We start from the raw sequence: 26560 nt of genomic DNA on the forward strand, positions 1-26560 counted from the left end.
ATCAGTGATTTTGAAGTTGGTTCAGGATGACCGGGCGGTCGAGTTTCCCGCTGGCTGTTTCCGCAAATTCGGACAGGCTGAAAACCTCCCTGGGCATTTCATGGGGACCGGGGATACCCGATTCCCTGATGCGCCCGAGCAGGCTCTCACTATCGGGGTTCCCTTCCAGCACCAGGACCAGCTTTTCCCCCAGGGCCGCATCCGGCAACCCCCCCAGGATAAACCTGCCGGGGATCAAGGGGGCAATGCGGGCCTCCAACTGTTCAGGGATCAGTTTTACGCCTCCGGAATTTACCGCATTGTCGACCCGCCCCAGCCATCGGAACTGATTTTCCGATTCCAGGAGTACCAGGTCGTTGGTCACCACGGGGGAAGTGGGGAGGTACGGCGCGTGTACCACGAGGCAGCCCCGGCCGTCCACCTCCAGGGTGATTCCCGGAAGGGCCTTGAAAGGGGGCAGTATGCTTTCCGGGGATTCTGAGAGGGGTACCGGTGCGAGCCGCCTCAGGGCAATATGGCTGGCAGTTTCGGTCATTCCATAACTTTCGTAGACCTGCGGCCCGTCCGAGGGTAGGAGCGACAGCAACTCCCGGGAAAGGGGCGCCCCCCCCACCAGGATTTTCGATATCCCCCCCAGGTGTTCCAGGGAATGGAATAGCTGCAGGGGGACCAGGGACACAAAATCCACTGGAAGGTCAAAGCCATCCAGTGGCTTCGCGCTTGGGGCAGTCAGGTGAAGCTTCCACCCGAGCGCCATGGCCCGCACCAGCATCATTTTCCCGGCAATGGTCTTCGCAGGCAGGCATAACAGGGCGCGGGTATATTCTTTCAGGCCCAGGGATTCCCCCGTAAGCCGGGCGCTTTCCACCATAGCCGCCTTGGAAATGGCGAGGGGTTTGGGCGGGCCGGTGGATCCGGAGGTCTGTTGCAGGATATCCGGGCTGGCCGAGATCCAATCCATCAGGAAATCGCCGATTTCGCGTTCGTAGGGCTCCCCCTCCTTGATCAGGCTGTAGGCGACTTCACTCAGGTCTTCGTAGGCTATGGGTAAACCGTCCAGCGTAAATGCCGGGTTCATATGTTCTTTCATGTCGTTTCCGGTTTTAAGGCGGCCATTGCTTCCTCCCTGCTCAGGACACGGCCTGTTAGACGTTCTTTCCAGCGGGTCCAGCCGTATTTTTTCCCAAAGAAGTACAACAACAGGGGGAAAACCACAAAGACCGGGAGCAGGGCATCCCACCCCAGCCCCGGCTGGGAGACGTCCTTGAGGACAGAGTCTGTCTGGAAGGCGGTCCAGTCGGCGGTGACCAGCAGGGCAGTGACCAGGTTATTCGCCGCATGGAAGCCCAGGGCGAGTTCCAGCCCTTCATCCATCAGGGTAATGATCCCCAGGAAGAGCCCGGTGCCGATATAGAAGACCATGATTTGATATCCCATTTTTTCCACTTCCGGGTTGCCCAGGTGCATGAGTCCGAAGACCAGGGAAGTCACAAGGAGGGGGACCCAGCGGTTCCCCGCCATGATCCCAAGCCCCTGCATCATATGCCCCCTGAAGAGGTATTCCTCAAAACTGGTCTGCAGGGGGATGAGCAGGATGGCGATTACCGCCAGCTTCCAGAAAGCCTCCCACCGGAAATTCAGGACATAGTCCCCGGGGGAAAGCAGGTAGTCCGCCAGGGTAAGGCCCACCACGATAAGCGACCAGAGGCCGAAGGCAAAGAAGACCCGGTTCCAGTCGACCCTGGGACGGGAGGTGGTCAGGGACCGGATCGATTGGGGGTGGACCAGTTTGGTCCATCCCAGGACCACACCCAGGCCGAGGGCCAGGGGGGCCAGCAGGATGACCAGCACGGTATTGGTCCCCAGTTGCTCGATCATCTGGGCCATCATTTCCTCCAGGCTTACCGGGGAATTCAGGGTGGCCACGTAGTTAAACGCCATCAGGCCAATAAAGCCCAGGGGGAGGAAGAGGTATTTCCAAAGGCCCAGGTCCCCGCGATATCCTTGTTCTATGTACATAGTTTGTCATTTATGTTGGCCTCCCAGGGCTGGTCATTCCGGTACCAGAGCTTTCCCCCGGCCACTTCAAGAGGTGAGGCAAAGTTATTCGAAAAAAGGGAACCCGTACCCAGTCCCTGGGGCATGGCCACCCCCAGGGTTGCTGTCCACTGGGCAATGGCATTCAGGCCTATATTGCTTTCCAGCGCACTGGTGACCCACCAGCCAATCCCCAGGGACCCCGCGGCCTCTATCCATTCCCGCGACCCTGCAAAGCCCCCTGCCAGGCTGGGCTTCAAAATAATGTACTGGGGCCTAACGGCTTCCAGCATCCGGCGCTTTTCCGATGGGTCGAAGCAGCCGATCAACTCCTCGTCCAGGGCAATGGGCAAAGGGGTGCGGGCACAAAGGTCGGCCATGGCTTCCCGGTTGCCAGGGGCAATGGGCTGCTCTATGGAATGCAAGTGGAGCGCGGCCAGCCGCCCCAGCTTGTCCGGGGCTTCCCCCGGGGCAAAGGCCCCGTTCGCATCAACGCGGATTTCCAGGTCCCCCGGCCCGAACGCCTTCCTGACTTCTTTGAGCAGGCCGAGTTCCGCTTCGAAGTCTATCGCCCCTACCTTAAATTTGAGGCAGCGAAACCCTGCCTCGATTTTCTCGCGAACCTGTTGCCTCATGGCCGGGAGGTCGCCCATCCAGATCAGGCCGTTGATGGGGATGGGCTCCCCCTTCAGAAATCCGGAAGGAAAGAGTTCAAACGGCGAAGGGCTGCGAAGGGAAAGTTGTGCCTGTTCCAGACCGAAAACGATACTGGGGTATTCCCGAAGGGCTTCCGGCAGCCCCTCACGACCCATCTGTAACTGATCGCAGGCCCACTGGAGCCGCGATTCGTAATCGGGCCGGTCATCGGCGCTGAGCCCCGGGAAGAGGCCGGTTTCCCCGATCCCCAGGTGGTCCCCGTCACATAGGCAGATAAAGTAGGTGTCTTTCCGGGTAAGGACACCCCGGGAAGTGCCCCCCGGACGGAGGAAATTCAGGGTGTATTTTTTAAAAGCAGCTTTCATAGGGGGCTTTCAAATTTACGTATATTTTTAGTCGTAAAAACGCCAAATAATGTCTCTGGACAACAAAGTAATCTGGATCACGGGGGCCTCCTCCGGTATTGGTGCGGCCCTGGCCCGCCTCCTCAGCCAAAGGCGGTCCCGGCTCATCCTCTCTTCACGGGATGGGAAGCGCCTGCAGGAGGTCAGGGAGCTCCTCGCCCACCCCGACCGGGCGGCCGTCCTACCCCTGGACCTCGGGCAACCGGAAGTGCTCGCCCCAAAGGTGGAGGAGGCCCTCGCGCTTTTCGGTCACATCGATATCCTGATCAACAATGCGGGCATCAGCCAGCGCTCACTAATTGCAGAAACCGGGCTTTCGGTCTATGAAAAACTCATGCGGGTGAACTACCTGGGTACGGTAGCCCTGAGCAATGCCCTGTTACCCCACTTCATCGCCCGCGGTCATGGGCATTTCGCAGTGGTGACAAGCCTGATGGGCAAATTCGGGTCTCCCTACCGCTCGGGATACTGCGGCGCCAAGCACGCCCTGCACGGGTTCTTCGACGTGCTGCGGATGGAACACCAAAAAGACGGGGTACAGGTAACCCTGGTATGCCCGGGGTTTGTGCGCACCGATATCGCCCGCAATGCCCTTGTGGGGGACGGCTCCACCCAGCGACGACAGGACCGGGCAACGCAACGCGGCATGGCCCCGGACCTTTTCGCCAGGAAAATGGTCAGGGCCCTGGAAAAAGGGAAATGGGAGGTCTGTATTGGCGGGAGGGAAACCTCAGGGGTCTTCCTCAAAAGGTTTTTTCCAAAACTGCTCCACCGGGTGGTCCTCCGGAGCCGGGTGGTCTGATCAGACTTCCAGGGCTTCCCCGATCCCGGGCAGCAGCAGGGTCTTACCGGCCGCCGAAAAAGCCTTTCGGGCCTGGTCTGTATCAATGGTGATGTAGCCAAACGTATTGTAGTGCACCCCCATCACCCGGTCGCATTCGACGAATTCGGCAGCCCTTACGGCATCGGCCACCCCCATGGTAAAATTGTCCCCTATGGGCAGTATGGCCAGGTCGGGCCTCCCGTAGAGCGGGATCAGTTTCATATCCATGGTCAGGGCGGTGTCGCCGGCTATATACAAGGTCTTTCCCCCGCTTTTTAACAGGAACCCCCCGGGTTGCCCCCCGTAGGTGCCATCGGCAAAGGAAGAGGTATGTACCGCATTCACATATTTCAGCCAGCCAAAGCTGAATTCCCGTTCCCCCCCATGGTTCATTGGGTGCCCCTGTAACCCTTTGTTCTGGTAATGGGAAACAATTTCGTAATTGCTGATGATTTGCGCCCCGTGGTTCCCGGCCAGGGCCTCCACGTCCAGGGTATGGTCCTGGTGGGCGTGGGTGAGCAGGATGGTGTCAGGGCGAAGGTCGTCGAGGCTGACCTTGCCCGCGGCCAGCTCATTCCCGGTGATGAAGGGGTCCACCACAAGGCGGTGTCCGCTGGTTTCGATCAGCAGGGCTGCATGGCCCAGGAATGTAATTTTCATGGGAAAGGTGTTTTCCCCAAAGTTATTTAAAATGGAACCAAAAACGAACCCCTTCCTCCGTTTTGTCGATATTCAGGTTCGACTGCAGTTGGTTGACCAGCCTTTTGATGAGCCGGATGCCCATAGAGCCCTGTTCCCGGTCGTCGGAGTCGGGAGGCAGGCCCACCCCGTTGTCGGAATACTCAAAAAAGCCGCCCTCCCCATTCTTTCGGATGTGGATATAGATGTTTCCTTCCATCCCCTCTTCCGGAAAGGCGTATTTAAAAGAATTTGAAACCAGCTCATTGAGGATCAGCCCGATGGGGATCGCCCGGTCAATATCGAGTTCGACCCCTTCGGCATCGATGGAAATATTGATCTGGTGCCCGCCCTTGCGGAATACAGACTGTATGCTGTTGATCAGGCTTTCGATATAGCCCTGCATCTCGATAACCGAAAGGTCGTCATTCTGGTAGAGTTTCTGATGGATCAGCGCCATGGCCTTCACCCGGGTCTTGCCCTCTTCCAGGGCCTCTATGGCTGCCTTGCTCCGGGTATTCTTGGTCTGCAGGCTCAACAGGCTCGAAACCATCTGCAGGTTGTTTTTCACCCGGTGGTGGATTTCCTTCAACAGGGAGTCTTTCTCAACCAGGGAATTCTCGATAATGCGTTTCTGCTCGGCGATCAGGCGTTGGTTTTTGATGCTTTTCAAATAGGCATATACCAACCCGGCAAACCCCAGCAAGGTAAACACCAGGGAGATGAAGACCAGGTTGATCCGCATGTCCTGGGCTTCCATTTCAGCGCGGCCCCGTTCCAGTTCCAGTTCCTGCTGGTTGCTTTTAAGCTTCATGCTTTCGAGTTCCTCGTTGGAAACGATTGATGCCAAACGCTCCTTCTCATTGTCCTGCTCCAGCTTTCCAATGGAGTCCTGCAGGCGGAGGAAACGCCTCAGGTAAAGGGTTTCGTTGCGAAAGTCCTTTTGGGCCCCAAAAAATTCCGCCATCAGCCGGTATTGCCTGGAAACCAGGTCCGGGCGGTCGGTCTCCAGGTCGCGATCGAGGTATTCCCGGGATTTTCGCATGTTGCCGAGTTCCATATAGGCCTCAGCCAGGGCCAGGGTATTTTCGGCAATCTCCTCCCGGTGCATGTCGGTTCCCGGGAGTCGCAGCAAGCCCAGGCTGCTTTCCAGGTAGGGCAGGGCCTCGCGGTACTGGGCTCCCAGGATATGGGCTTTCCCGATGTTTCCCTCAATGGCGCCTTTGAGGATATTTGCCCGATGGATTTCCCGCTCGGTCTTTACCAGGTTGATGTCGTTCAGATACACCACTATATAGCCCTGGGCCTTTTTGAAATAAGACATGGCCGTAGCCCCTGAGCGATCCATAAGGAGGAATTGCCCGATGTGGTTGTTGTAATCTGCAAGCTGGTAAAAATCGGAGGGGTCCAGGTTTTTTTTAACTTCCAGGATATAGGTTTCCATGGCCTTGCGATGCAGGCCAAGGTTGGCGTAGATATCGTAGAAGGTGATATTTTCCGAAAAGCCCAGCTCCCGCTTTCGCTTCCTTACTTCAATTTGCTTTTCGTATTGCCGCATCTGGCCGTAGTTTTTATCGATCAGCTCCAGCAATAATTTCGGGTACTCCGGGTCGGATCGGTCCAAATCCAGGTAGAGTTCCTGGGCCTGGGAGGCACTTTTGCGGTAATCCCCCAGATCGTAATACAGATGGGCCCTGATAATGGAATACACCTGTACGGCTGAGGAGTCGCCATTTGTGACGGCATCTTGCAGGTCGGCGTTTACCCGGTCCATCCACTGATAGATCGAGTGGTCGCGATAGCGCGAGGGGATTTCTAAAAAGAAAAGCAGTTTTTCCTCAGGGGTATCCTGGCTGGTGTAGGCATCCAGGGCAGGTTGGCCGGGGGAGTCGGATTCCTGTCCGGTGGCTGTTTGGGAAAAGCCCAGAATTACAGAAAAAATGACTATAAAAATTACCTTTTTCATAAAACCAGCCATGGGGCTTCCCAATTCATTCCGGGTGGGGCTGCACGACACTGTCAAACTTACTTTTATCTAACGATAAAGCCAAGTATTTGTTGCCCCTTCCCAGGTTGGCGCCCTACCCTTCAGACCGCCAAAATACGCATTAAAAAAGGCCATGTATTTTTAATACACAGCCTTTCGTCAAATAGCAAGATTTGGGATCTTAACTTTAAAACACTTCAAAAATAACACTTGGACCCGAGGCCCCCTACAATTTGTTGTGAAGGGTCCAAAAGTTGTGGTAAACCGGGACTTTCAGCCCTGAAAGTGCATTTCATCGGATTTTCCGGAGGGCCCCTGCCCCGCCCTAAACCAAAAAGAGCCCTGCCGGGGCAGGACTCTTTTACGAGAACACTATATGAAAATGAAAAAACTAATCCGTTAATTCATTGACGAATATAGCAACGCACCCGGGTTTGCTCAACTAATTGTTGCCAAACCCTGCTTTTTTGTGGTGAAGAAGCGATTATTCCGGGGCTGCCCGCAAAAACGGGGTCAGGAATTCATGGCGGAGATGATGAACTCCTTGAAATCCTTGGAAATCGGGATAAGGGTATTGTTTACCAAAATATCCCGGGTATTGATGGCATCGATATGGTCAACATTTACGATATAAGACTTGTGGGCCCGGTAAAATTTGTTCTGGGGCAATTTCTCCAGGTAGTCCTTCAGCGGGGATCGCACCAGGAATTTCTTGTCGGCCGTGTTTACCTCCAGGTATACATTATCGGCTTTGATGAACCGGATGTCGTCAAAATAAATCCGGTAGTACAGGTGTTGCTTTTTGACAAAAATGGAATCCTTTAACACTGAATTCGAGGAAAAGCCCTCGGCGGCTTCTTCTTCCCCTTCCTGGAAGGAAAGTCGCTTTTTCCTGCTCTGCTCGAAATTCGAAAGTGCAATTTCAATAGAGGTGTAAAGGTCCTGCTGTTCAAAAGGCTTTACCAAATACCCGTTGGGCTGCACGGTTTTGGCATTCTCCACCGTGGCCCGGTCTGAGTTTGAGGTGACGAAGATAAAGGGGATGTCGTAATGTTCGCGGATATGCTTCCCCAGGTCGATGCCCGTTTTGTCAGAGGCCAGGATGATATCGATCAGTACCAGATCGACCTGGTGGTTTTTCAAGACCTCCACGGCCTGCTCATATACAATCACATTGTCCACAATCTCATAGCCAATTTCCTCCAGCATGGATTGCATATCGTCGGCAATGATAACATTGTCTTCGACGATCAGGATTTTAATCGGTTCTTCCAAAACGGCAGGGGTTTAGTGGGTTATTCCTCTCAAAATTACAAAAAATAATGATTGGAAAGGAACAGGAGAAGGCCTACCATAAAGGTGCTCAGGGCGATCTTTTTCAACTCCGGGTCAAGGTCCGCAGGCCGGGCGACCCGCCGGACGGTAGCCAGATGCCGGCCTACGATGAGAAATGGCAGCAGGCAGGTGGCCTGGGGCCAGGGTTCTGCCTGGGTGGCCAAATAGGCCACGAGAGCAACTAAGGCGAAAACACACAGAAAAACATGGTACCGGACCCCATTGCGATAACCCCATTGGACCACCAGGGTGTTTTTGCCCGACTCCCGGTCCGATTCCCAGTCGCGCAGGTTGTTCAGGTTGAGCACTGCCGCGCTCAGGGCACCTATGGCGATGGCGGGCAACCAGCCTTCCGCCAGGAGGTGCCGGGTGAACAGGAACTGGCTCCCCTGCACGCTCAGCAGGCCGAAGAAAAGGAAAACAAAAAGGTCCCCGAGCCCCCGGTACCCATAGGCATCGGGTCCGACCGTGTATTTGATCGCTGCCCAGATGGCCAGGGCGCCTAGCAACAGGAATAAGGCAAAATATCCGAAGGATCCCGGGCCAAAAGCCCGCCATAAGGTCGCCAGGGTAAGCAGGGCACTTACGGCCGCGGCCAGGGCGATGCCCCTGCGCAGGGCTTTTGCGCTCAGGGCACCGCTTTGCAGGGTGCGCTGAGGGCCGACACGGCGTTCGTTATCGGTTCCCCGGATGCCGTCGCCGTAGTCATTGGCAAAATTTGATGTCACCTGGTAGGCGATGGTGGTGGCGAGTTGCAGGAAGAAAAGCGCAGGATCCCAATAGCCAAGGCCGGTGGCCAGGGCGGACCCTGCAAGGATCCCGGCAATGGAAAGGGGCAGGGTACGAAGGCGGGCTGCCCTCACCCAGGTCTTAAAAAGCTCCAAGCTAATTCGGATCTTCTATCGCAATGCGTTTGCCGTCCTGGTACGACGCCACAAACGCATCGGTGAATCCCATATTGACAAGCTCTTCGCGGAATTTCCTGGCTTCCTCGAGGGTTTCGAAATTCCCAAGCGAATACGCGTAGAAGGGATTGTTCTTCACCAGGATCGTATTGGTCAGCGCCTGGGGTGCCAGGTTAAAATTCTTGTCGATAAAGGCTTTCACCTGTACGGAATAGATTTTTTCCTTTTCAATAAATTCCTTGGCAAGGTAGAATTCCTTCACCAGGCTCAACTCTTCGTTTTGTTTCCGCAGGGTGGCCAGTCGTTTGTTGACCATATCGAGGCTGTCAGAAACCCAGGCCATGTTCGGGAGGGTTTGCGCCTGGTTGGGGTTCGAGGTCAACCCAATGGTAAAGGAGGTAATGGCCAGGGCCCCAATCAGAAAAAGTACGGTAATGGCAGCGAAAAGGTTCCGCTGAATCCGGCTGCGTTTCAATTCGCGGTTTTTCACCTTGATCTGGTCGAGCAGGCGCTCATTGATAATCTGAGCCTTGTCGATGTCCTTATGCAGTTCCAGCAGGTCGCTTTCTTCGATAAAAGGCATGTTTGGGAAGCTTTACGTTTTGCTGCCCTAAATGTAAGTAAATTGCTACGATCCAGCAAACTAAAAGCTCGGGTTCGCGCAACCTGGCCGGGAAGTACTGCCTCAGTGCGTTTTCCGAAGGGAGATTCCATCGGGCCCGAGTTCGATTCGCCTCTCGCGGTACAGGATCCCGATCCCCTTCTTGAACAATTTTTTACTCATCTTAAAGCGCGCCTGGATGTCTTCCGGGGAAGAGCCGTCATGAAAGGGAAGCTTCCCCCCCGCCCGCTTCAGTTCTTCATAGATGCGGGCTGCAGCGGGTTCCAGCTTCCGGTGGCCCATGGGTTCGAGGCTGATGTCGAGCTTCTGGTCTTCCCGTATCTTCTGCACGTAGCCCATCAGGCTATCGCCGATTTGCAGGTCCCGGAAAACCTGGTCGCGGTATACCAGCCCTTTGTGCCGGTTATTGACCACCACCTCGTACCCAAGGTTGGTTTCCCGGTAGACCAGGATGGCCACCTCCTGCAGCGGCTCGAGTCGCACATCGCGGTTGTCGAGGAACCGATCGAGGCGGGTGGAGGCCACCAGGCGGGAAGACTTCGGGTCGAGGTAGCAATACACCACGCAGGTCTGTCCTTTTCTCAGGGGGGTGGCTTGCTCGCGGAAAGGCACCAGAAGGTGCTTCTCCAGGCCCCATTCCAGAAAGGCCCCATAATCATTGACCTCTGCAACCCTGAGGGCGGCAAAGGAATCCCGGGTAATACCCGGGGTCAGGGTAGTCGCTACCGGCCTCTCCTCGTGGTCGAGATAGCAGAAAACCTCCAGGGCGTCCCCTATTTCAAAAGTTTCGGGCCGGTACTTTACCGGCAGCAGGATTTCCTCCCCTTCCGGATCGGCAAGAAAGAGGCCTACCCGGGTGTCCCTGTCAATAATCAGGGTATTGTATTTTCCCAATGCAATCATGATTCCTTTTTTAGCGCATACCCCGCCCGGGAAAATACCACCCGCGGGAGGCCCCTAGCGGTAGACATTCTCCTTCTTGAACCGGCGCGCCAGGATGTAATACACCACCGCGCGGTACTTATTCCGCTCTGAAGCCCCGTACTCGCGCATCACTTCCTTGATGGCGTGCATCAGGTGCGGCCCGTCGGGAAGGCCCAGTTTTTTGACCAGGAAATTCTTCCTGACCGTTTCCAGTTCAGATTCATCCGTCCCGGAGACCAGGGATGAATCCCTGTTGTAAATGGCCGGTCCCAGGCCCACGGTTACCAGGTCAAGGAATTCCATGTCGGGGGTTTCTTTAAACTTTTCGCGGATGTGCTCCGCGTAGTTCTCGAGTAGTTCTTCTTTGCTTTTGCTCATGGTTCTGGGGGTTTTAAAGTGATTCTGGTATAGCCGAAGTTAAAAAATCAAAGTAGCCCAGCAAAACCCGGTCATTGAGTTTCCTCGGAGTTTTGACCTCAAGGAGCCTGGGCTTTGCAGAGGGTGAAAAAAAATCCTCCAGGGCCTTCTGCAAATCCTCCCTGGAGGCCGCGCAGCGATACTCCAGGCCGTGGCTCTCGCACACCGGAGCCAAAGGGCTGTCCTGCACGGTTTCAAAATAGGTTTCAAAGGCGGCACTGTCTTCCTTCCCGGGCAGGATGCGGAAAATGCCCCCTCCCTGGTTATTGATCACGATAACGCGAAAATCGGCTCGAAGATAGGAATTCCACAGGCCATTCCGATCATAGAGGAAACTCAGGTCCCCGCTGAGGAGGACCACCTGGTTTCCAGACCCCACGGAGGCGCCAACGGCCGTGGAGGTGCTCCCCTCGATGCCGCTGGTCCCCCGGTTGCAGAAAACCGGGTTGGTGGGGTGCATGTCAAAGAGCTGGGCATACCGGACCGTGGAACTGTTGGCCAGTTGCACCTGTGCCCCCTGGGGAATCCTGGCCAGGATATCCTGGAAAGCCACCATATCGGAGAAGGGAATCTGGTTCAGGTAGGCCTGCCGCTGCTTCCTGCAGGCCTCCCTGAAGGCCTCCCAGGGCTTGCGGTACGAACTGCTCCCCGGCTGCACCCCGGACCCCAGGGCCTTCAGGAAGCGGTCAGCCCCGATGCCGAAGTGGTCCGTGAGGACGTAAAAGGTGTCAAAAGCCTGGTACGGGTCTGCATGCCAGTGCTCCAAAGGCGGGAAGCTGCGCAGGAACTGCTTGATTTTCTTGGAAACGACCATCCCCCCAATAGTCAGCAACAGATCGGGACGCAGGGCTTCAAAAAAGTCAGCCCTGCTTTCAGAACGCTCCAGCGGGGCGAGGATGGTATCGATGCTTGGAAAAAAAGAAGGGTGGTGAACATTGGAGGTGGTTTCGGTAAAGACCACCACCGAAGGATCCCCTGCAAGGAAAGCCAGCGCCTCTTCGCCCACGCCCCCGGGCGGGAGCGCCCCGATAAGGACGATTTTCCTGCGGTAAGACCGCCACTTTTTCCCCAGGGCTTCCCAATCCGGTTCTGATTCCGGCAGGGTTTCCTCCCGGTGGACTACCGGGGCCACTACCGGGGTGTCGGAAGTCCCGTATAACGGTTCTTCAAAGGGGGCGTTGAAGTGCACGGGCAACCGGTCGCGGCGGGCGAGGTGGAGGCCCCGGCTGATCTCCCGTTCATTTAGGGCCTGCCTCTCAGCCTGCAATGCCAGGAGCCCTTCAGCCTCCTCAGGCCTCTCGCCTTCCTTCCAGCGATAGGAGTCCACGGCATGGGAAACATCCTGTAGCAGGTTGGCCTGGAACCCGATATGCTTTTCGAATACCCCTTCCTGGCGAATGGTCTGCCCGTCGCCGATGTCGACCTTGTACGGGGGGCGGTCTGCCGAAAGGACTACCAAAGGGACCCGGCTGTAATAGGCCTCAGCCACGGCCGGATAATAATTGAGCAGGGCACTGCCGGAGGTGCAGACCAGGGCGGTGGGCTCCCCGCTCTGCTGGCTGAGGCCCAGGGCGAAAAACCCGGCGCTGCGTTCATCCACGATGCTAAAGCACTCAAAAAAAGGGTCGGAGGTAAATCCAAGGATCAGGGGCGCATTTCGCGAACCGGGCGAGATCACCACCTGCCGGATGCCGAAAGACCTGCACAAAAAAACCAGGGTATGCGCCAGGGGGATTGTGGAATAGTTCATTGCGACTACAAAAGTATGAAGCCGGGGGATCACTCCCTAATCCGTCAACCGGAATTCTTCAGCATAGATAACATGGTGGTGCTCTTTTGCTGCGTTTCCTCCCATTCCGCTTCGGGGTCTGAGTCGGGGGTGATGCCACCGCCCACGTAGAGAAAGGCCTTGCCATTGCGGAACTGCAGGCACCTGAGGTTTACAAAGAATTCAAAGGTGTCTGCCTGCTCCAGGCCCACTTCCCCAAGGAAGCCGCAGTAGTATTCCCTGTTGAAATTTTCGTTCTTGCGGATAAAGTCATAGGCGGCTTCCCTGGGAAGGCCGCATACCGCCGGGGAAGGGTGGAGGTCAGCCAGTAATCTGAGCGCCCCGGAAAGCCCTGTTCCGGCCCGGATGGAAGTCCCAAGGTGCCACAGGCTTCCCGCCCGTACATTGCGGACCTGCCCGGTTTGGGGTTGTATCCCGAGGGCCGTCATTTTACTGACGATAAAATCTGTTACCAGCTGCTGCTCGTGGCGTTCCTTTCCGGTCCATCGGGGCAGGGCTTCATCCGGGTCTGCCGGCCGGGTCCCGGCCAAGGCAATGGTTTCGGCCACTCCGGAATCGTAACGGAGCAGGAGTTCCGGGCTGGCGCCCATCCAGGTGCCAATTTCCGGGTGGTGCCAGAAGTACCCGAAGGCGTCAGGGTACCAGCGGAGGAGTTCAAAATAAGCCGAGAGCAGGTCTTCCGGGGCCTCCACCGAAAACCTGCGGGCCACGACCACTTTTTCGAGGCTCCCATTTTTTAAAGCGGTAACGGCCCGGGCAACCAACTCCTGATGGATTTCCCGGGCCACGGCGTTCCGGATGGCCCGGGCAGGCACCTTGTGCAGCCTGACACCCTGGAAACTGGTTTGGTATTGCCTGTCGGCCCGAAGCATGACAGGCCTGGCCTCCTCGCGGTGGAAAGGTACCATAAGGAATCCCGGGGAATTGTCTTCCAGGGCAGGGATCAATGCCGGATCGTCCTGCAGGACGGCCATGACTTTTGAGGCCCCGGGTTTTTTGTACAGGACAAAAGGGAGGTCTTCGCTGAGCTGGTCCGCAGCAATCTGGAGGAATTTTCCGGATTTCTTATTTTTTGGGGAGGGCAATCGTTGTCAGTTTGCACAGGGAAACCAATTCGTCCGCTGTATTGGTTACACGTATTTCCCATAACTGGGTTGTCCGCCCTTTATGGACCAGGGAAGCCTTTGCGTACACAAAGCCCTCCCGAACCCCCCTTACATGGTTGGCGGCAATTTCTATCCCGCGAACCATAAAATTTTGGGCATCGATAAAAATATAAGAGGCTGCGCTGGCCACGCTTTCAGCGAGGGCCACGGTAGCCCCCCCGTGGAGTACCCCGTCGGGCTGGTGTACCCTCGGGGTTACAGGCATCCGGGCCACGAGGAAATTCTCCCCCACATCAATGTACTCGATCTGCAGGGTTTCCATTAGGGTATTTTTACTCACCCCGTTGCAGACCCGGAGTATTTTTTCTTTGTATTCCTCCATGCATTGTACATTTTTGTAAAGGTAAACATTCCCGCAACATCCCATGAAATCCACTCCGCCCGAAAATACCCGTGAAAAATGGCTGACCTACCCCGCCACCCATCCGTATGAAACCCTTTTTGCGCGAACCCCGCAAACCCGGAATGTATGGGTGGTTTTTCACGGCATTGGCTTCCTTTCGCGCTATTTCCTCAGGTACTTCACCCACCTGGACCCGAAGGAAAACTATGTGATTGCCCCCCAGGCGCCGTCTTTGTATTACCTGGATGCAGAGTACAGGAATGTCGGGGCCAGCTGGCTCACGCGCGAGCACACCCGCGAGCACATGGCGAACCTTCTGAATTACCTCGATGTCCTTTCCCTGGGCGAATCCCTTGACACCGCTCCAAACCTGATCCTAATGGGATATTCCCAGGGGGTCTCCGTGCTCTGCCGGTGGGTTGCCCTGAAAAAGGTCCGGTGTTCCCGGCTGGTCCTTTATGCCGGAAAAGTGCCCCGGGAACTCACCCCGGCTGATTTCAGCCACCTGGGGCGGGAAACCCGGGTGGAGGCCTTTGCGGGCAGGTCAGACCCCTTCCTGGAGAACAATCGCACCGGCGAATACGACCGCCTGGAAACCCTGTTCCCAGGGAATTTGGTCCTCACGGAATATGAAGGGGGTCACGAACTCCTCAGGGATTACATCAGGGCATAGCCCGGCAGGGATGCCTTCCAGGTTGGCCCTCCCCCGATTCAGGCCGGAAGCAGGGCTATCCAATTAGTTTTTCCGGGGGGCTGTTTCTTCCGGATAATAGGTAAGCTTCCGGGTGATGTAGGTGTTTTCGGGGGTGACGATTTTTTTGATCCAGTTTCCCGGATCGCGGCCATCCATCTGGTAGAGGAATGCCTTTTCCTGCACCCTGGGTTTTCCGGTTGGGGTCCAGGAGGTCGTGGATTGCTGTCCGACAAGGCCCTCCGGATTATACGTGTACTCACAGGATTCCTCCTTTCGGAAGGTTTCTCTGGCCGCATCATAGGTGAACCTGGTCTCGATCAACAGCTTTCCGCTCGCATCGCGGGTCTGTTCCACCGCCCTCTGGGGGGTCCCCTTAAAATATTCCCTGACCAGGCTTATGGTGCGGGCATCCGCCCCTGACCCCTCGACAGACTTCCTGACGGACTTCTGAAGCTGCCCGTTCAGGTAGTAACTGGTGGTTTCTTCCTTTCCTCCCTGCGCATATTCCAGCAGGGTTTCATCAATCCCTTCTTCATGGATCCGGATAATCCGGTGCAAGAGGGAATCCCGGCCGTAGTGATAGGTTACCTGCTCCTGGATCTGCTGGTCGTAAGAGAGTATCTTTTCAATCACCCGGGTCCCCTTGAGGGTATCCCGCTCATAAAACCGGGCGAAGGAAGTCTGTTTTTCAAAGGTGCTCCCGCGGTAGACCTCATCGCGGCGTTCGCCCAGCTTTCCCCCTTCATAGCGGTAATAGGTGACGTCATAGTCGGTGTCGCTATACCGGGTCACCGATTTGAGCAGCCGGCCCTTTCGGTCAAATTCAAAAAGTTCTTCCCCGTAGTCCGTTAGAATGGTGCTCGCCTTAACCGGGCCCCTGAGTTCGAAATCCCTGCGGGTAAAGACTTCCGGTTGCCCGCTCAAAACCCAGGCGCAGCCGGGTTGCAGGAAGAGGAAAAACGTCAGGGCAAGGTACTTCATAGGGTAAAGGTAGCCCATTCTGCGAAGAAAAGGAAAGGCCCGCAATACAAAAAAAAGGGCAGATTGCTCTGCCCTTTTGCCCTTCATGGGGGTATCGTTTACGGATTACTTGACTTCCTCGAAGTCAACGTCTTCCACGTTATCACCCTCCCGGGTATCCGCTCCTGAGGCCTCCTGTCCGGCAGTGGCCCCGGCGTCCCCGCCCTGGGCCTGCGCCTTGTACATCTCTTCGGATGCCGCTTTCCACGCCTCGTTGATTTTGTCAAGCGCGGGTTGGATTACCTCGGCATCCTTGCTCTCGTAGGCCTTCTTCAGTTCCTCAAGGGCCGTTTCAATCGGCTGTTTTTTATCGGCTGAAAGCTTTTCGCCAAATTCCTTGAGCTGTTTCTCGGTCTGGAAGATCATGCTGTCGGCTTCGTTGAGCTTTTCAGCTTTCTCCCGGGCCTTCTTGTCAGCCTCGGCGTTGGCTTCCGCTTCGGATTTCATCCGCTTGATTTCCTCCTCGGTCAACCCCGAAGAAGCTTCGATACGGATATCCTGCGACTTGCCGGTAGCCTTATCTGTGGCCGATACCTTGATGATCCCGTTGGCATCGATATCAAAGGTAACCTCGATCTGGGGCGTTCCGCGCGGTGCCGGCGGGATTCCGTCGAGGTGGAACCTGCCAATGGTCTTGTTGTCTGCAGCCATGGGCCGCTCTCCCTGCAATACATGGATTTCCACCGAAGGCTGGTTGTCGGCAGCCGTGGAGAAGATCTGGGACTTCTTCGTGGGGATGGTGGTATTGGCCTCGATCAGCCTGGTCAGCACCCCGCCCATGGTTTCAATACCCAGGGAAAGTGGGGTTACATCGAGCAGGAGGACATCCTTTACATCCCCGGTGAGCACCCCGCCCTGAATGGCAGCGCCAATGGCCACTACCTCATCGGGGTTCACGCCCTTCGATGGTTTTTTGCCAAAGAATTTCTCTACGGCTTCCTGCACTGCCGGGATCCGCGTAGACCCCCCAACCAGAATGATTTCATCGATGTCGCTTTTGGAAAGCCCGGCCGATTTCAGCGCTGACTCGCAAGGGGCAATGGTCCGCTTGACCAGGTCCTCGATCAGTTGCTCAAATTTGGAACGGCTGAGGCTCCGCACCAGGTGCTTCGGCCCGCTTGCTGTCGCCGTAATGTACGGCAGGTTGATCTCGGTCTGGGAGGTGGAGGAAAGCTCGATCTTCGCCTTTTCGGCAGCTTCCCGAAGGCGCTGCAGGGCCATCGGGTCCTTCCTCAGGTCAATGCCTTCCTCGCTTTTGAATTCGTCAGAAAGCCAGTCTATAATTTTTTCATCCACATCATCCCCGCCAAGGTGGGTATCCCCGTCGGTGGCCAGTACTTCAAAGACCCCATCGCCCAGTTCGAGGATGGAAACGTCGTGGGTACCGCCCCCGAAGTCAAAAACCACAATCTTCTGATCCTTGTGCTTTTTATCCAGGCCGTAGGCCAGGGATGCGGCCGTGGGCTCATTGATGATCCGCTCGACCTTGAGCCCGGCAATCTCGCCGGCTTCCTTGGTCGCCTGGCGCTGGGAGTCGTTAAAATACGCCGGTACGGTGATCACCGCCCGGGTAACCGACTGCCCCAGGTAGTCCTCGGCCGTCTTCTTCATTTTCTGGAGGATCATGGCCGAAAGTTCCTGGGGGGTGTACAGGCGGCCATCAATGGACACCCTCGGGGTATCGTTATCGCCCTTTTCTACTTTATAGGATACCCTTTCGGCTTCCTTTTTGGATTCGGAATATTTGTTCCCCATAAACCGCTTGATGGAATATATGGTTTTTTCGGGGTTGGTTACTGCCTGCCTTTTTGCCGGATCTCCCACTTTGATCTCACCGCCCTCTACAAAGGCGATAACTGAAGGGGTCGTCCGCTTGCCTTCTGCGTTTGGGATTACCACGGGCTCATTCCCTTCCATCACGGAAACACAGGAGTTGGTGGTACCCAGGTCTATGCCGATAATTTTGCTCATCCTATTTACTTTATAATTAGCGTTTCGGTTTTTCAGTCGCCTTTTAAAGGACAAACAACATGCCAAGCAAGCAAAACTGACAGACTGTCATTTTGGAGAAACACGGGGGGATGGGTTTTCGCGAAAACCGAACGAAAAATATTCCTTCCGCCTGCTGCGGCAATGGGGTTTGGATTTGTATTTTAGCCGGGATAACACCTGGTGAGAGAATATGGAATGTATTAGTGTCTTCGACATGCTCAAAATCGGGGTAGGCCCCTCCAGCTCGCATACCCTTGGGCCCTGGAGGGCGGCCGAACGCTTCCTGCGGGAGCTGTCTTCCTGCGGCCGCCTCGGGCAGGTGACCGGGATCAGGGTACTGGTTTACGGGTCCCTTTCGCTCACCGGCAAGGGGCATGCCACCGACCTGGCCATCCTGATGGGGTTGTCAGGTGCCGATCCGGAGCGGATCCCGGTGGACGAGATCCCCCGTACCATTGCGAGAATCCGCGACCAGGGGACCCTGCTCCTGGGTGGGGAAGTGACCGTCCCCTTTGTGGAATCGGAGCACCTGGTATTCCTGAAGAAATTCCTCCCCTTCCACGCCAACGCCCTGACCTTTGAAGCCAAATGCGGGGAAGACCGGCTGCTTCGGGAAACCTACTACTCCATTGGAGGGGGGTTTGTAGTCAAAAAGGAAAGGGTGTCGGCGCGCAAAAAAGCCGCTATCTTCCAAACCTTCCCCTACCCCATCCAAACCGGAAAGGAACTTCTGGCCTATTGCCATGAACTGGGCAAGCCTGTTTCAGAGGTGGTTTGGGCCAACGAGTGCTCCATCCGCACCCCTGAGGAAATCGATCGCGGCCTGCAACGGATCTGGGACACCATGCTCGCCAGCATGTACGACGGCTGCCACACGGGAGGCGAGCTCCCCGGGGGCCTGAAGGTGAGGCGAAGGGCACCGGACATTTACAACAACCTCAGGGGGCCGGTGGCGTACGAAACCCCCGGGCAATGGATCGAATCGATCCGGAAAACCGAGGTTAAATTCCGGCAAATCCTCAAATGGGTGAGTTGTTTCGCCATCAGCGTCAATGAGGTGAATGCCGCCCTCGGGCGCATCGTGACCTCACCCACAAACGGCAGCGCTGGCGTGGTGCCGGCCGTGCTGATGTACTACCTGGTCATCGAAAACCACCAGGCAGGGTTTGAACACATCCGGAAGTTCCTGCTGGTGGCCGGGGAAATCGGGAGCCTTTTCAAGAAGGGAGCCACCATTTCAGCGGCCATGGGGGGATGCCAGGCCGAAATCGGGGTTTCTTCGGCCATGGCCGCCGGGGCGCTTACGGAACTTATGGGGGGCACCCCCGAACAGGTGCTTTGCGCGGCGGAAATCGCCATGGAACACCACCTGGGGCTGACCTGCGACCCTATCGGCGGGCTGGTGCAGGTGCCCTGCATCGAGCGGAATTCCATGGGGGCCATCAAGGCCATCAATGCCGCGGAACTGGCCCTGGAGTCGGACCCCACCCAGCTGAAAGTCCCCTTTGACAAAGTAGTGCAAACCATGTGGGAAACGGCCAGGGACATGAACTCCAAATACAAGGAAACTTCCCAGGGCGGGCTGGCCGTCGGGGTGAACCTCAGCGATTGCTAAAGCGGGTCAGGGCCTGCAGCCTTCCCGGCGCCGGGTGTCGGCCAGGTAAATGATTTTCCAGGCCGTGCCGTCGTAAAACAGTTGGAAAGAATTCACCCCGCAGTGCCGCAGTTCGCCCTGCACGCGGAATTCATACGGGGTCCAGGCGTGGGCCATGTCGGCGTCGGTCCGGATATGGTAGGCCAGGAGGCGTTCCTCGATTTTCAGGGTGTCGGGGAGGGATGCCATGGACCGCAAAAAATCCTCCATAGATTCATTTCGCAACATCGGGGACCCGGAGGCATCCCGGACAATGGTCTGCAAAAGCACATCCTGGCCCAGGGTGCTTCGCATCATCGCCGTATCCCGGGCGTGAAACCCTTCAAAAAACCGGTCGATGGTTTGCCGTACCTCCCCTTCTTCAGGGGACTGGGCGTGGGTTGCACCGAGGATAAACAGACTGAACAGGAGCGATTGTATTTTCATTGGCATACTGCATTTCGACCCGAAAAAGATACGGCAATTCTGCGGACCAGCGACGAAAGTTGCCTCAAAATACGGCGCGTTCCCCCTCAAAATATGTACCTTTAGCCGGCTAATCCGATCCTCATGTCAACCGCCAAAAAAGAATACAAGCGCATCACTGTAAAATCCCTCATTGAAATGAAACAGCAGGGGGAAAAAATATCCATGCTCACGGCCTACGACTATTCCATGGCAAAAATTGTGGATGCCGCCGGGGTGGATGCCATCCTGGTGGGGGATTCGGCCAGCAACACCATGGCAGGCCATGAAACCACGCTCCCCATAACCCTAGACCAGATGATCTACCACGCCAGCGGCGTGATCCGGGCCGTAAAAAGGGCGCTGGTGGTGGTCGACCTGCCTTTCGGGAGTTACCAGAGCGACCCGAAGGAGGCCCTGCGCTCGGCGATCCGGATCATGAAGGAAAGCGGGGCCCATGCCGTAAAGCTGGAGGGAGGGGAAGAAATCAGGGAATCCGTCAAGCGTATCCTCAACGCGGGGATCCCGGTGATGGGGCACCTTGGCCTTACCCCCCAGAGCATATACAAGTTCGGGACCTACACCGTAAGGGCCCGGGAGGAGAAGGAAGCAGAAAAACTGATGCAAGATGCCCGGATGCTCGAAAAACTCGGGTGTTTTGCCTTGGTGCTGGAAAAAATCCCGGCCAGCCTCACCGAAAAGGTCTCCAAAAACCTGACCATCCCCACCATCGGGATCGGGGCCGGGGTACATGCCGACGGGCAGGTGCTGGTAATCCACGACCTGCTGGGGATGACCCATGAATTCAATCCGCGATTCCTAAGGCGGTATATGAACCTGTATGACGACATGAGCCAGGCCATCGGGCAGTATGTGGACGATGTTAAACGCCGTGACTTCCCCAACGCCCAGGAACAGTATTAACCCGTAACCGGGTTTACCCCGCCCCGCCAAGACCTTTGCTTACGTGAAACCCGACGCGCACAGTACCCCCGAGAACCTGCAGGTGCTCTATGAAGACAACCACCTGATCGCCGTCAACAAAAGGGCCGGGGATATCGTACAGGGCGACAGGACCGGCGATATCCCGCTCAGCGGGATCGTGAAGCTATATATCAAAAAGAAGTACGGGAAGCCCGGGGAGGTATTCCTGGGCTTGGTGCACCGGCTCGACCGGCCCACCACCGGCCTTATTGTCTTCGCGCGCACTTCCAAAGCGCTGGAGCGCATGAATGCCCTCTTTGCCTCACGGGAAACCCGCAAGACCTACTGGGCCGTGGTAAACGAGCCGCCACCCGAACCTGAAGGCCGGCTGGTCCATTACATGCAGCGCAACCCCAAACAGAACAAATCCTACGCCCACCCGACCGATGCCCCCGGGCGCAAAAAAGCCTCCCTGCGCTACCGGTTGCTGAAACAGCTGGACCGGTATTCCCTGCTGGAAATCGAACTGGAGACCGGGCGCCACCACCAGATCCGCGCCCAGCTGGCCGCGATTGGCTGCAGCATCAAAGGCGACCTGAAATACGGGGCTCCCAGAAGCAACCCCGACGGGGGCATCCACCTTCATGCCAGGAGCCTGGAATTCATCCACCCGGTCCGGAAAGAACCGGTGCAGCTCGTGGCAGACCCGCCCGCAGATCCGCTATGGAATGCGTGCCTGTAACCAAAGGGGAGGTATTTATTCTGAACTAATTTCGCCTTCGACCAGGCTGAGGATCTCAACAATACGTTTCCTCAGGATCAGGGACTGGATATTTGCCCATTGATTGATGCTGTAACACCTAGACAAATGATCTTCCAGGTCCGGGTGGTCCAAAAGGGCATTGAAATCCTCTTTATGACGTGACGATCCAATATCGTCATCCGCATAAAGGAAGGTGCCTTTGTCCTGGTCAATGGAAAATTGCCCCAGGACGTTGGATTTAAAGGCCTTGTTCCTGAGGGTCCTGAACTGATAGTGTTGTATCAGAAAGGGCATGTAGAGTTCATTGCGGTAATATTTCCAAATTTCCTCCTCTTCCATTACATCCCTGATATTGGAACTCCAGCGCGTAAGTGACTGTTTTAATTCGATGTTTTTGATCAACATCAATTCCCCGGAACTCGCCAGGTCATTCTCAATGGGGTCAAAGGTGGTATAAGGCAATGTCTTTGCGATGAGGAGGTCTATGCTATCCTTGTCCCTGCGGTTGGGATGGTCTATCAGTTCAAAAAACTGTTTGGCCGCCTCCATCATTTCGTTCCTCAAAGCAATCTTTTGATCCAATTGCTGCAAATTGCTGTTGAATTCGGACCGCAATTGTTTCAATAGCACCTGTTCCTGTTCGCGCTCTTTCCTGTATTCATTGATATTGTTGATATAGAGTGCAATCAGGATCCCGATAACCACAAGCAGGATTTCACCCATGGCGTAGAGGGCATACCTGCTGGCCCTGCCTTCCCTCCTGTCCTGGTAAGGCCGGTTGCCGCCAAGGAGTTTTTGGCGAATCCTCCGAAAGAATTGTATCATGTTCTCCCTGTTTATGGACGGGGTACCCTTAGGCCCCATCCTTAAAATCCCCCCGGGAAGGTTTGGCCCTCCTTCTTCAAAAAGACGTTTGCCCCGAACCTGCATGGCCATTGCAGGCTACCCGTCTACCTTGTCAACGCCAGGGCTTTTTCCCTGATGATTTCCGCCACAGGCCTCCCCTGCAAATGGCTCTCCAGCCACGAAAGGATATCGAGGTAGAGGAAGGCCCGTTTCTCATAGGGGTGGTTTTCGTAGGGCTTCAGGCGCTCGTAAAGCTCCTGGAAAGCCGCTTTGAGGTCCTGCGGATAAATGGAGCCCATTTTCCTCAGGAATTTGATCATCTCCCGCTGCACGGCGTGGAGTTCATTCATTTTGAGGAGGAACTTGTAGGTGCTTTTCAACTGTACCTCAAGGTGGTAGTCCATCCCGGCCTCGTAGTGGGCCACCAGGGAAAGCACCCGGGCAAAGCACATCAGGTCTTCCCTGACTTTGAGGGTCTTGTTGCGGATGATTTTATTGAGGTAGTGGATGCAGGCCTTGTGGTCGCCGATGCCAAAGTACAAACAGGCGATCTTGTAATAAAACAGCATCACATGGTGCTGGTCAATCCGGTCCCTGTGCTTGCCGATGCCGTACTCCACCACCTTCACCAGGTACAGGCCCTTTTCAAAGGTCCCCTCCATAAAGTGCAGGTTGAGCTTGTTGGCATTGATGTAGAGGAAAGACAGGGAAGCGACGTTATCGTTCTTCGGGAATTCCGCACGGGCGATCACCTGCTCCAGCTTTTCCAGGGTAGCGCGGAACTGGGAGCTGTATTTGACAAAAAAAAGGGATTCCAGGAGGTAATTGTTCCCCTTGAGGAAAAATACCGGGTTCAGGTCGATCATTTCGGGGTTGTCGTAAAACAAATCCACCCACTTGCTGGAATACTTGTAGCATGAAAGGAAATCCTGCGTCAGGAAACTGTACCAGAGATAGGTTTTGTAAAGCCAAAGCTTTTCGCGAAACCCCAGGTCCTCCATCCGGTATTGCGGAAGGTTGCTTTCAAAAAAATCGGTCACCTTCCGGTAGTCGGCATCACTGCGGACATAGCCCATTTTCAGCATCATCCCATAGAGCTGCAGGGAAAGGTTGGAGAGCTTGCTCGCAGTGGCATTCAGTTCCGACAGCCAACGCGACTGATCGGACAACTCCCCTGCCCGGTCGGGCAGGCTCCTGGTGATGTACTGCGACTCAATAATCTTCTCAAGCTCCACGATTTCATAGGCAATGTTCTTTTCCTCGTTGGCAATGGCAGTGGCTTTTACCTTGTCAAGGATTTTTAGGCTCTGCCGGTAGAGCCCCTTCTGGTACAGGATAGTGGCGAAGTCGAGCTGTTCCCGGAGTTGTACCCTTATGTTCTGGTTCACGGGGTTCAGGCGCAGGCTGATCAGGATCTGCTTGTACAAATGGGCCTTGAGGTTGGAAAGCTGCGATTTCTTCACAATCCCACTGGCCAGGATGGCTTCTTCATCATAGGCCCTCAGCTTGTCCAGCAAGTTGAACAGGGCCAGGAACTTGGCATCGGTATTGACCCCAAGACGCCCCACATAGAGTTTAAACTGCCTTTTCTCCGATTTGGAAAGCGATTTAACCAAAACAAACAAAGTGTCTTTCTGGGCACTTGTCATCGTAAAAAATACAATTTATATTGTTGATTTACAACCATTTAAATAAAGGTTCCCGCGGGTTAACGTTGTAAATGGCCCCGACCGACCCCTTCCTATCCCAAAGGTCAGGTTACCTTCGTACAAGGTTTAAAAGTACGCAATTCTACAATGAGCAAGGAGAAAGTTCAGATTTTTGATACAACCCTGAGGGACGGGGAACAGGTGCCAGGCTGCAAGCTCGACACCGCCCAGAAACTGGTTATCGCCGAGCGCCTTGACCAGTTGGGGGTGGACGTGATAGAGGCTGGCTTTCCCATTTCAAGCCCGGGAGATTTCCAGTCGGTCTCGGAAATTGCGAAAATCGTGGTCAATGCCACGGTCTGTGGCCTGACCCGCTCGGTGCAGAAAGACATCGAGGTGGCCGCCGAAGCGTTGAAACACGCTAAGCGGCCCAGGATTCACACGGGGATCGGCACCTCCGATTCCCATATCCAGCACAAATTCAAAGCCACCCGGGAAGAAATACTGGAGCGGGCTGTGGCTGCGGTGAAATACGCAAAGCGCTTTGTGGAGGATGTGGAATTTTACGCGGAGGACGCCGGACGAACCGACAACGAATACCTGGCCCGGGTCTGCGAGGCTGTGATCAAAGCCGGGGCCACCGTCCTGAATATCCCCGATACCACGGGGTATTGCCTGCCGGAGGAATACGGCGCCAAAATGAAATACCTGAAGGAGAATGTCAGGGGGATTGAGAAGGCCATCCTTTCCTGCCATTGCCACAACGACCTGGGGCTGGCCACGGCGAACTCCATTGCCGGGGTAATCAACGGGGCCCGGCAGATCGAATGCACCATCAACGGGATAGGCGAAAGGGCGGGGAATACCTCCCTGGAGGAAGTGGTGATGATCCTCCGCCAGCATCCGTACCTGAACCTGGATACAGGCATTAACAGCAAATTGCTCTACAGTACCAGCCAGATGGTCTCCCAGAAAATGGGGATGCCCGTGCAGCCCAACAAGGCTATTGTGGGTTCCAATGCCTTTGCGCACAGCTCGGGGATCCACCAGGACGGGGTCATCAAAAACCGCGAGACCTACGAAATCATCGACCCGGCAGAAGTGGGGGTCACCGAATCCTCCATCGTCCTTACGGCACGAAGCGGCAGGGCCGCACTGGCTTACCGGGCCAAAAAAGTAGGCTATGAGCTGACCAAGGTACAGCTGGACGCCGTGTACGAACAATTCCTGAAATTTGCCGACTGCAAAAAAGAAATCCTTGACCAGGACATCCACCAGATTGTGGAAGCCTCGGCCATCAACATCGAAAGCATCGCCTGATGAAACTTAAAATTGCTTTGCTCCCGGGTGACGGGATAGGACCCGAAGTCACAGCCCAGGCGGTTTCCTGCCTGCAGGCCGTAGAGGAGACTTTCGGGCACGAATTTATTTTTGCCAGTGCCTCCGTTGGGGCTGTGGCCATAGCGGAAACCGGGGACCCGCTCCCCGAAGACACCCTGGCCCTTTGCAAACGCTCTGACGCCGTACTGTTCGGGGCCATCGGGGACCCGAAGTTTGACAATAACCCGGACTCCAAGGTCCGCCCTGAACAGGGGTTGTTAAAACTGAGGAAAGAACTGGGGCTCTTCAGCAACATCAGGCCGGTAAAGGTCTTCCCTACCCTCATCGGGAACTCTCCCCTTCGCCGGGAGATCGTTGAGCATACCGACTTTGTCATCTACCGGGAACTTACCGGGGGCATTTACTTCGGGGAGAAAACCCTGAGCCCGGATGGCACCTCGGCCTCGGACCTCTGCCTCTATACGGAGGATGAAATCAGCCGGATAGCCCACCTGGCCTTCAAAGCGGCCAAAAACCGCAGGAAGAAACTCACTTTGGTAGACAAGGCCAATGTCCTCGAATCTTCGCGCCTGTGGCGCAGGGTGGTTACCAAAATTGCGGAAAGCTACCCGGAGGTGGCCTTAAATACCCTGTTTGTGGATAACGCTGCCATGCAACTGATCCTGAACCCGGGGCAGTTCGATGTCATCCTTACGGAAAACATGTTCGGGGACATCCTTTCCGATGAAGGGAGCGTCATCGGCGGGTCGATCGGACTGCTTCCCTCGGCCTCCGTGGGCGAACGCTATTCGATGTTCGAACCAATCCACGGTTCGTATCCGCAGGCTACGGGCAAAAATATCGCCAACCCCCTTGCCAGCATCCTTTCGGCCGCCATGCTGCTGGAACATTTCGGGCTCAGGGAAGAAGCCGATGCTGTATCCAAGGCCGTGGACCGGTCGCTCAGGGAAGGGATCGTTACCCCCGACCTGGACCCGAAGTCCAAATACGGGACGGATGACGTGGGCCACTTCGTTGCGACCCATATCGCAGACGGCGAGGATTATCGCGGACTGAACAAGGAAAATATCGGTTTGGGCAAATCGACCATCATTTGATTCCCGATTTTGAAATGACTGCAAAAACCTCCGGACCCCGGGGGTTTTT

The 26560-nt window shown here is 55.7% G+C and carries 25 protein-coding genes; 7 read left to right on the forward strand and 18 right to left on the reverse strand.

The window, feature by feature from the left end; all coding sequences use genetic code 11:
* Nucleotide 1 precedes the first annotated feature (1 nt).
* Genes NG653_RS02285 through NG653_RS02295 form a run of 3 tightly spaced genes read right to left on the reverse strand, consistent with a single transcriptional unit; the run spans nt 2 to nt 3059 of the window.
* The gene (locus NG653_RS02285; RefSeq protein WP_252740038.1) at nt 2-1090 is read right to left on the reverse strand and encodes an AMP-binding protein; all 1089 of its coding nucleotides are present in this window, start codon (nt 1088-1090) and stop codon (nt 2-4) included.
* A complete protein-coding gene (locus tag NG653_RS02290; protein ID WP_252740039.1) occupies nt 1087-2019 on the reverse strand; it encodes a CPBP family intramembrane glutamic endopeptidase in 933 nt (310 codons plus the stop codon). The genes NG653_RS02285 and NG653_RS02290 overlap by 4 nt, the downstream gene beginning before the upstream one ends.
* Entirely contained in the window at nt 2010-3059 is a 1050-nt protein-coding gene (locus NG653_RS02295; protein ID WP_252740040.1) for an o-succinylbenzoate synthase, read from the reverse strand. Before NG653_RS02295 ends, NG653_RS02290 begins: the two co-directional genes overlap by 10 nt.
* 49 nt (nt 3060-3108) lie before the next feature.
* Here NG653_RS02295 and NG653_RS02300 point away from each other — a divergent pair, with 49 nt between their 5' ends.
* Nucleotides 3109-3900: an SDR family oxidoreductase gene (locus tag NG653_RS02300; protein ID WP_252740041.1), complete on the forward strand. Its 792-nt coding sequence runs from the start codon at nt 3109-3111 to the stop codon at nt 3898-3900.
* Here the strand turns inward: NG653_RS02300 and NG653_RS02305 are convergent, their stop codons facing one another.
* The 10 genes from NG653_RS02305 to NG653_RS02350 all read right to left on the reverse strand — a co-directional run bounded on the left by NG653_RS02305 (nt 3901) and on the right by NG653_RS02350 (nt 14066).
* Nucleotides 3901-4581: a metal-dependent hydrolase gene (locus tag NG653_RS02305; RefSeq protein ID WP_252740042.1), complete on the reverse strand. Its 681-nt coding sequence runs from the start codon at nt 4579-4581 to the stop codon at nt 3901-3903.
* A gap of 22 nt (nt 4582-4603) precedes the next feature.
* Nucleotides 4604-6565, reverse strand: a complete 1962-nt coding sequence (locus tag NG653_RS02310; RefSeq protein WP_252740043.1) for a sensor histidine kinase — start codon at nt 6563-6565, stop codon at nt 4604-4606.
* Nucleotides 6566-7099: 534 nt separating this feature from the next.
* The gene (locus NG653_RS02315; protein WP_252740044.1) at nt 7100-7861 is read right to left on the reverse strand and encodes a LytR/AlgR family response regulator transcription factor; all 762 of its coding nucleotides are present in this window, start codon (nt 7859-7861) and stop codon (nt 7100-7102) included.
* Between the two features lie 35 nt (nt 7862-7896).
* Nucleotides 7897-8805 carry a 1,4-dihydroxy-2-naphthoate octaprenyltransferase gene (gene menA, locus NG653_RS02320; RefSeq protein ID WP_252740045.1) on the reverse strand — a complete coding sequence of 303 codons (909 nt, stop codon included), beginning with the start codon at nt 8803-8805 and terminating at the stop codon, nt 7897-7899.
* A gap of 1 nt (nt 8806) precedes the next feature.
* Nucleotides 8807-9409, reverse strand: a complete 603-nt coding sequence (locus NG653_RS02325; RefSeq protein WP_252740046.1) for an SPOR domain-containing protein — start codon at nt 9407-9409, stop codon at nt 8807-8809.
* A gap of 102 nt (nt 9410-9511) precedes the next feature.
* A complete protein-coding gene (locus NG653_RS02330) occupies nt 9512-10351 on the reverse strand; it encodes a CvfB family protein (RefSeq protein ID WP_252740047.1) in 840 nt (279 codons plus the stop codon).
* A gap of 54 nt (nt 10352-10405) precedes the next feature.
* On the reverse strand, nt 10406-10750 hold the full coding sequence (locus NG653_RS02335; RefSeq protein WP_252740048.1) for a DUF2853 family protein: 345 nt from the start codon (nt 10748-10750) through the stop codon (nt 10406-10408).
* A gap of 13 nt (nt 10751-10763) precedes the next feature.
* Entirely contained in the window at nt 10764-12539 is a 1776-nt protein-coding gene (gene menD, locus NG653_RS02340) for a 2-succinyl-5-enolpyruvyl-6-hydroxy-3-cyclohexene-1-carboxylic-acid synthase (RefSeq protein ID WP_252740049.1), read from the reverse strand.
* Between the two features lie 44 nt (nt 12540-12583).
* Nucleotides 12584-13663, reverse strand: a complete 1080-nt coding sequence (locus tag NG653_RS02345; RefSeq protein WP_252740050.1) for a chorismate-binding protein — start codon at nt 13661-13663, stop codon at nt 12584-12586.
* Nucleotides 13644-14066, reverse strand: a complete 423-nt coding sequence (locus NG653_RS02350; RefSeq protein WP_252740051.1) for a PaaI family thioesterase — start codon at nt 14064-14066, stop codon at nt 13644-13646. The genes NG653_RS02345 and NG653_RS02350 overlap by 20 nt, the downstream gene beginning before the upstream one ends.
* Nucleotides 14067-14109: 43 nt before the next feature.
* Between NG653_RS02350 and NG653_RS02355 the strand changes: the two genes are divergently transcribed.
* Complete coding sequence (locus NG653_RS02355) at nt 14110-14760, forward strand: alpha/beta hydrolase (protein WP_252740052.1); 651 nt, start codon at nt 14110-14112, stop codon at nt 14758-14760.
* A gap of 63 nt (nt 14761-14823) precedes the next feature.
* Here the strand turns inward: NG653_RS02355 and NG653_RS02360 are convergent, their stop codons facing one another.
* Complete coding sequence (locus NG653_RS02360; RefSeq protein WP_252740053.1) at nt 14824-15762, reverse strand: hypothetical protein; 939 nt, start codon at nt 15760-15762, stop codon at nt 14824-14826.
* Between the two features lie 105 nt (nt 15763-15867).
* A complete protein-coding gene (gene dnaK, locus NG653_RS02365; RefSeq protein ID WP_252740054.1) occupies nt 15868-17772 on the reverse strand; it encodes a molecular chaperone DnaK in 1905 nt (634 codons plus the stop codon).
* A 211-nt stretch (nt 17773-17983) separates the two neighbouring features.
* Between dnaK and NG653_RS02370 the strand changes: the two genes are divergently transcribed.
* A complete protein-coding gene (locus NG653_RS02370; RefSeq protein WP_252740055.1) occupies nt 17984-19408 on the forward strand; it encodes an L-serine ammonia-lyase in 1425 nt (474 codons plus the stop codon).
* A 6-nt stretch (nt 19409-19414) separates the two neighbouring features.
* On the opposite strand, the gene NG653_RS02375 is transcribed toward NG653_RS02370, so the two are convergent.
* On the reverse strand, nt 19415-19873 hold the full coding sequence (locus NG653_RS02375) for a Cif family virulence factor (RefSeq protein ID WP_252740056.1): 459 nt from the start codon (nt 19871-19873) through the stop codon (nt 19415-19417).
* A 123-nt stretch (nt 19874-19996) separates the two neighbouring features.
* On the opposite strand from NG653_RS02375, the gene panB reads away from it, so the two are divergent.
* Both panB and NG653_RS02385 read left to right on the forward strand, forming a co-directional pair.
* A complete protein-coding gene (gene panB, locus NG653_RS02380) occupies nt 19997-20815 on the forward strand; it encodes a 3-methyl-2-oxobutanoate hydroxymethyltransferase (RefSeq protein WP_252740057.1) in 819 nt (272 codons plus the stop codon).
* Nucleotides 20816-20858: 43 nt separating this feature from the next.
* Nucleotides 20859-21557 (forward strand): RluA family pseudouridine synthase, encoded by a 699-nt coding sequence (locus NG653_RS02385; protein WP_252740058.1) that lies wholly within the window; start codon nt 20859-20861, stop codon nt 21555-21557.
* Nucleotides 21558-21572: 15 nt separating this feature from the next.
* Here NG653_RS02385 and NG653_RS02390 read toward each other — a convergent pair whose 3' ends face one another.
* Both NG653_RS02390 and NG653_RS02395 read right to left on the reverse strand, forming a co-directional pair.
* Nucleotides 21573-22403, reverse strand: coding sequence for a DUF6090 family protein (locus tag NG653_RS02390; RefSeq protein ID WP_252740059.1), 831 nt, complete (start codon nt 22401-22403; stop codon nt 21573-21575).
* A gap of 125 nt (nt 22404-22528) precedes the next feature.
* On the reverse strand, nt 22529-24073 hold the full coding sequence (locus NG653_RS02395) for a hypothetical protein (RefSeq protein ID WP_252740060.1): 1545 nt from the start codon (nt 24071-24073) through the stop codon (nt 22529-22531).
* A 147-nt stretch (nt 24074-24220) separates the two neighbouring features.
* On the opposite strand from NG653_RS02395, the gene NG653_RS02400 reads away from it, so the two are divergent.
* On the forward strand, nt 24221-25393 hold the full coding sequence (locus tag NG653_RS02400; RefSeq protein ID WP_252740061.1) for a 2-isopropylmalate synthase: 1173 nt from the start codon (nt 24221-24223) through the stop codon (nt 25391-25393).
* The gene (gene leuB / locus NG653_RS02405; RefSeq protein ID WP_252740062.1) at nt 25393-26511 is read left to right on the forward strand and encodes a 3-isopropylmalate dehydrogenase; all 1119 of its coding nucleotides are present in this window, start codon (nt 25393-25395) and stop codon (nt 26509-26511) included. The genes NG653_RS02400 and leuB overlap by 1 nt, the downstream gene beginning before the upstream one ends.
* The last annotated feature ends 49 nt before the right edge of the window (nt 26512-26560 follow it).

The organism is Robiginitalea marina (genome assembly GCF_024006985.1).
Classification (GTDB): domain Bacteria; phylum Bacteroidota; class Bacteroidia; order Flavobacteriales; family Flavobacteriaceae; genus Robiginitalea; species Robiginitalea marina.

Coding starts and splice junctions, on each gene's coding strand:
- NG653_RS02290 (WP_252740039.1), bottom strand. CDS start 2,019: ATGTACATAGAACAAGGATATCGCGGGGACCTGGGCCTTTGGAAATAC.
- NG653_RS02360 (WP_252740053.1), bottom strand. CDS start 15,762: ATGAAGTACCTTGCCCTGACGTTTTTCCTCTTCCTGCAACCCGGCTGC.
- NG653_RS02285 (WP_252740038.1), bottom strand. CDS start 1,090: ATGAAAGAACATATGAACCCGGCATTTACGCTGGACGGTTTACCCATA.
- NG653_RS02395 (WP_252740060.1), bottom strand. CDS start 24,073: ATGACAAGTGCCCAGAAAGACACTTTGTTTGTTTTGGTTAAATCGCTT.
- NG653_RS02330 (WP_252740047.1), bottom strand. CDS start 10,351: ATGATTGCATTGGGAAAATACAATACCCTGATTATTGACAGGGACACC.
- NG653_RS02370 (WP_252740055.1), top strand. CDS start 17,984: ATGGAATGTATTAGTGTCTTCGACATGCTCAAAATCGGGGTAGGCCCC.
- leuB (WP_252740062.1), top strand. CDS start 25,393: ATGAAACTTAAAATTGCTTTGCTCCCGGGTGACGGGATAGGACCCGAA.
- panB (WP_252740057.1), top strand. CDS start 19,997: ATGTCAACCGCCAAAAAAGAATACAAGCGCATCACTGTAAAATCCCTC.
- NG653_RS02390 (WP_252740059.1), bottom strand. CDS start 22,403: ATGATACAATTCTTTCGGAGGATTCGCCAAAAACTCCTTGGCGGCAAC.
- NG653_RS02355 (WP_252740052.1), top strand. CDS start 14,110: ATGAAATCCACTCCGCCCGAAAATACCCGTGAAAAATGGCTGACCTAC.
- menD (WP_252740049.1), bottom strand. CDS start 12,539: ATGAACTATTCCACAATCCCCCTGGCGCATACCCTGGTTTTTTTGTGC.
- dnaK (WP_252740054.1), bottom strand. CDS start 17,772: ATGAGCAAAATTATCGGCATAGACCTGGGTACCACCAACTCCTGTGTT.
- NG653_RS02400 (WP_252740061.1), top strand. CDS start 24,221: ATGAGCAAGGAGAAAGTTCAGATTTTTGATACAACCCTGAGGGACGGG.
- NG653_RS02300 (WP_252740041.1), top strand. CDS start 3,109: ATGTCTCTGGACAACAAAGTAATCTGGATCACGGGGGCCTCCTCCGGT.
- NG653_RS02375 (WP_252740056.1), bottom strand. CDS start 19,873: ATGAAAATACAATCGCTCCTGTTCAGTCTGTTTATCCTCGGTGCAACC.
- NG653_RS02295 (WP_252740040.1), bottom strand. CDS start 3,059: ATGAAAGCTGCTTTTAAAAAATACACCCTGAATTTCCTCCGTCCGGGG.
- NG653_RS02305 (WP_252740042.1), bottom strand. CDS start 4,581: ATGAAAATTACATTCCTGGGCCATGCAGCCCTGCTGATCGAAACCAGC.
- NG653_RS02335 (WP_252740048.1), bottom strand. CDS start 10,750: ATGAGCAAAAGCAAAGAAGAACTACTCGAGAACTACGCGGAGCACATC.
- NG653_RS02350 (WP_252740051.1), bottom strand. CDS start 14,066: ATGGAGGAATACAAAGAAAAAATACTCCGGGTCTGCAACGGGGTGAGT.
- NG653_RS02310 (WP_252740043.1), bottom strand. CDS start 6,565: ATGAAAAAGGTAATTTTTATAGTCATTTTTTCTGTAATTCTGGGCTTT.
- NG653_RS02325 (WP_252740046.1), bottom strand. CDS start 9,409: ATGCCTTTTATCGAAGAAAGCGACCTGCTGGAACTGCATAAGGACATC.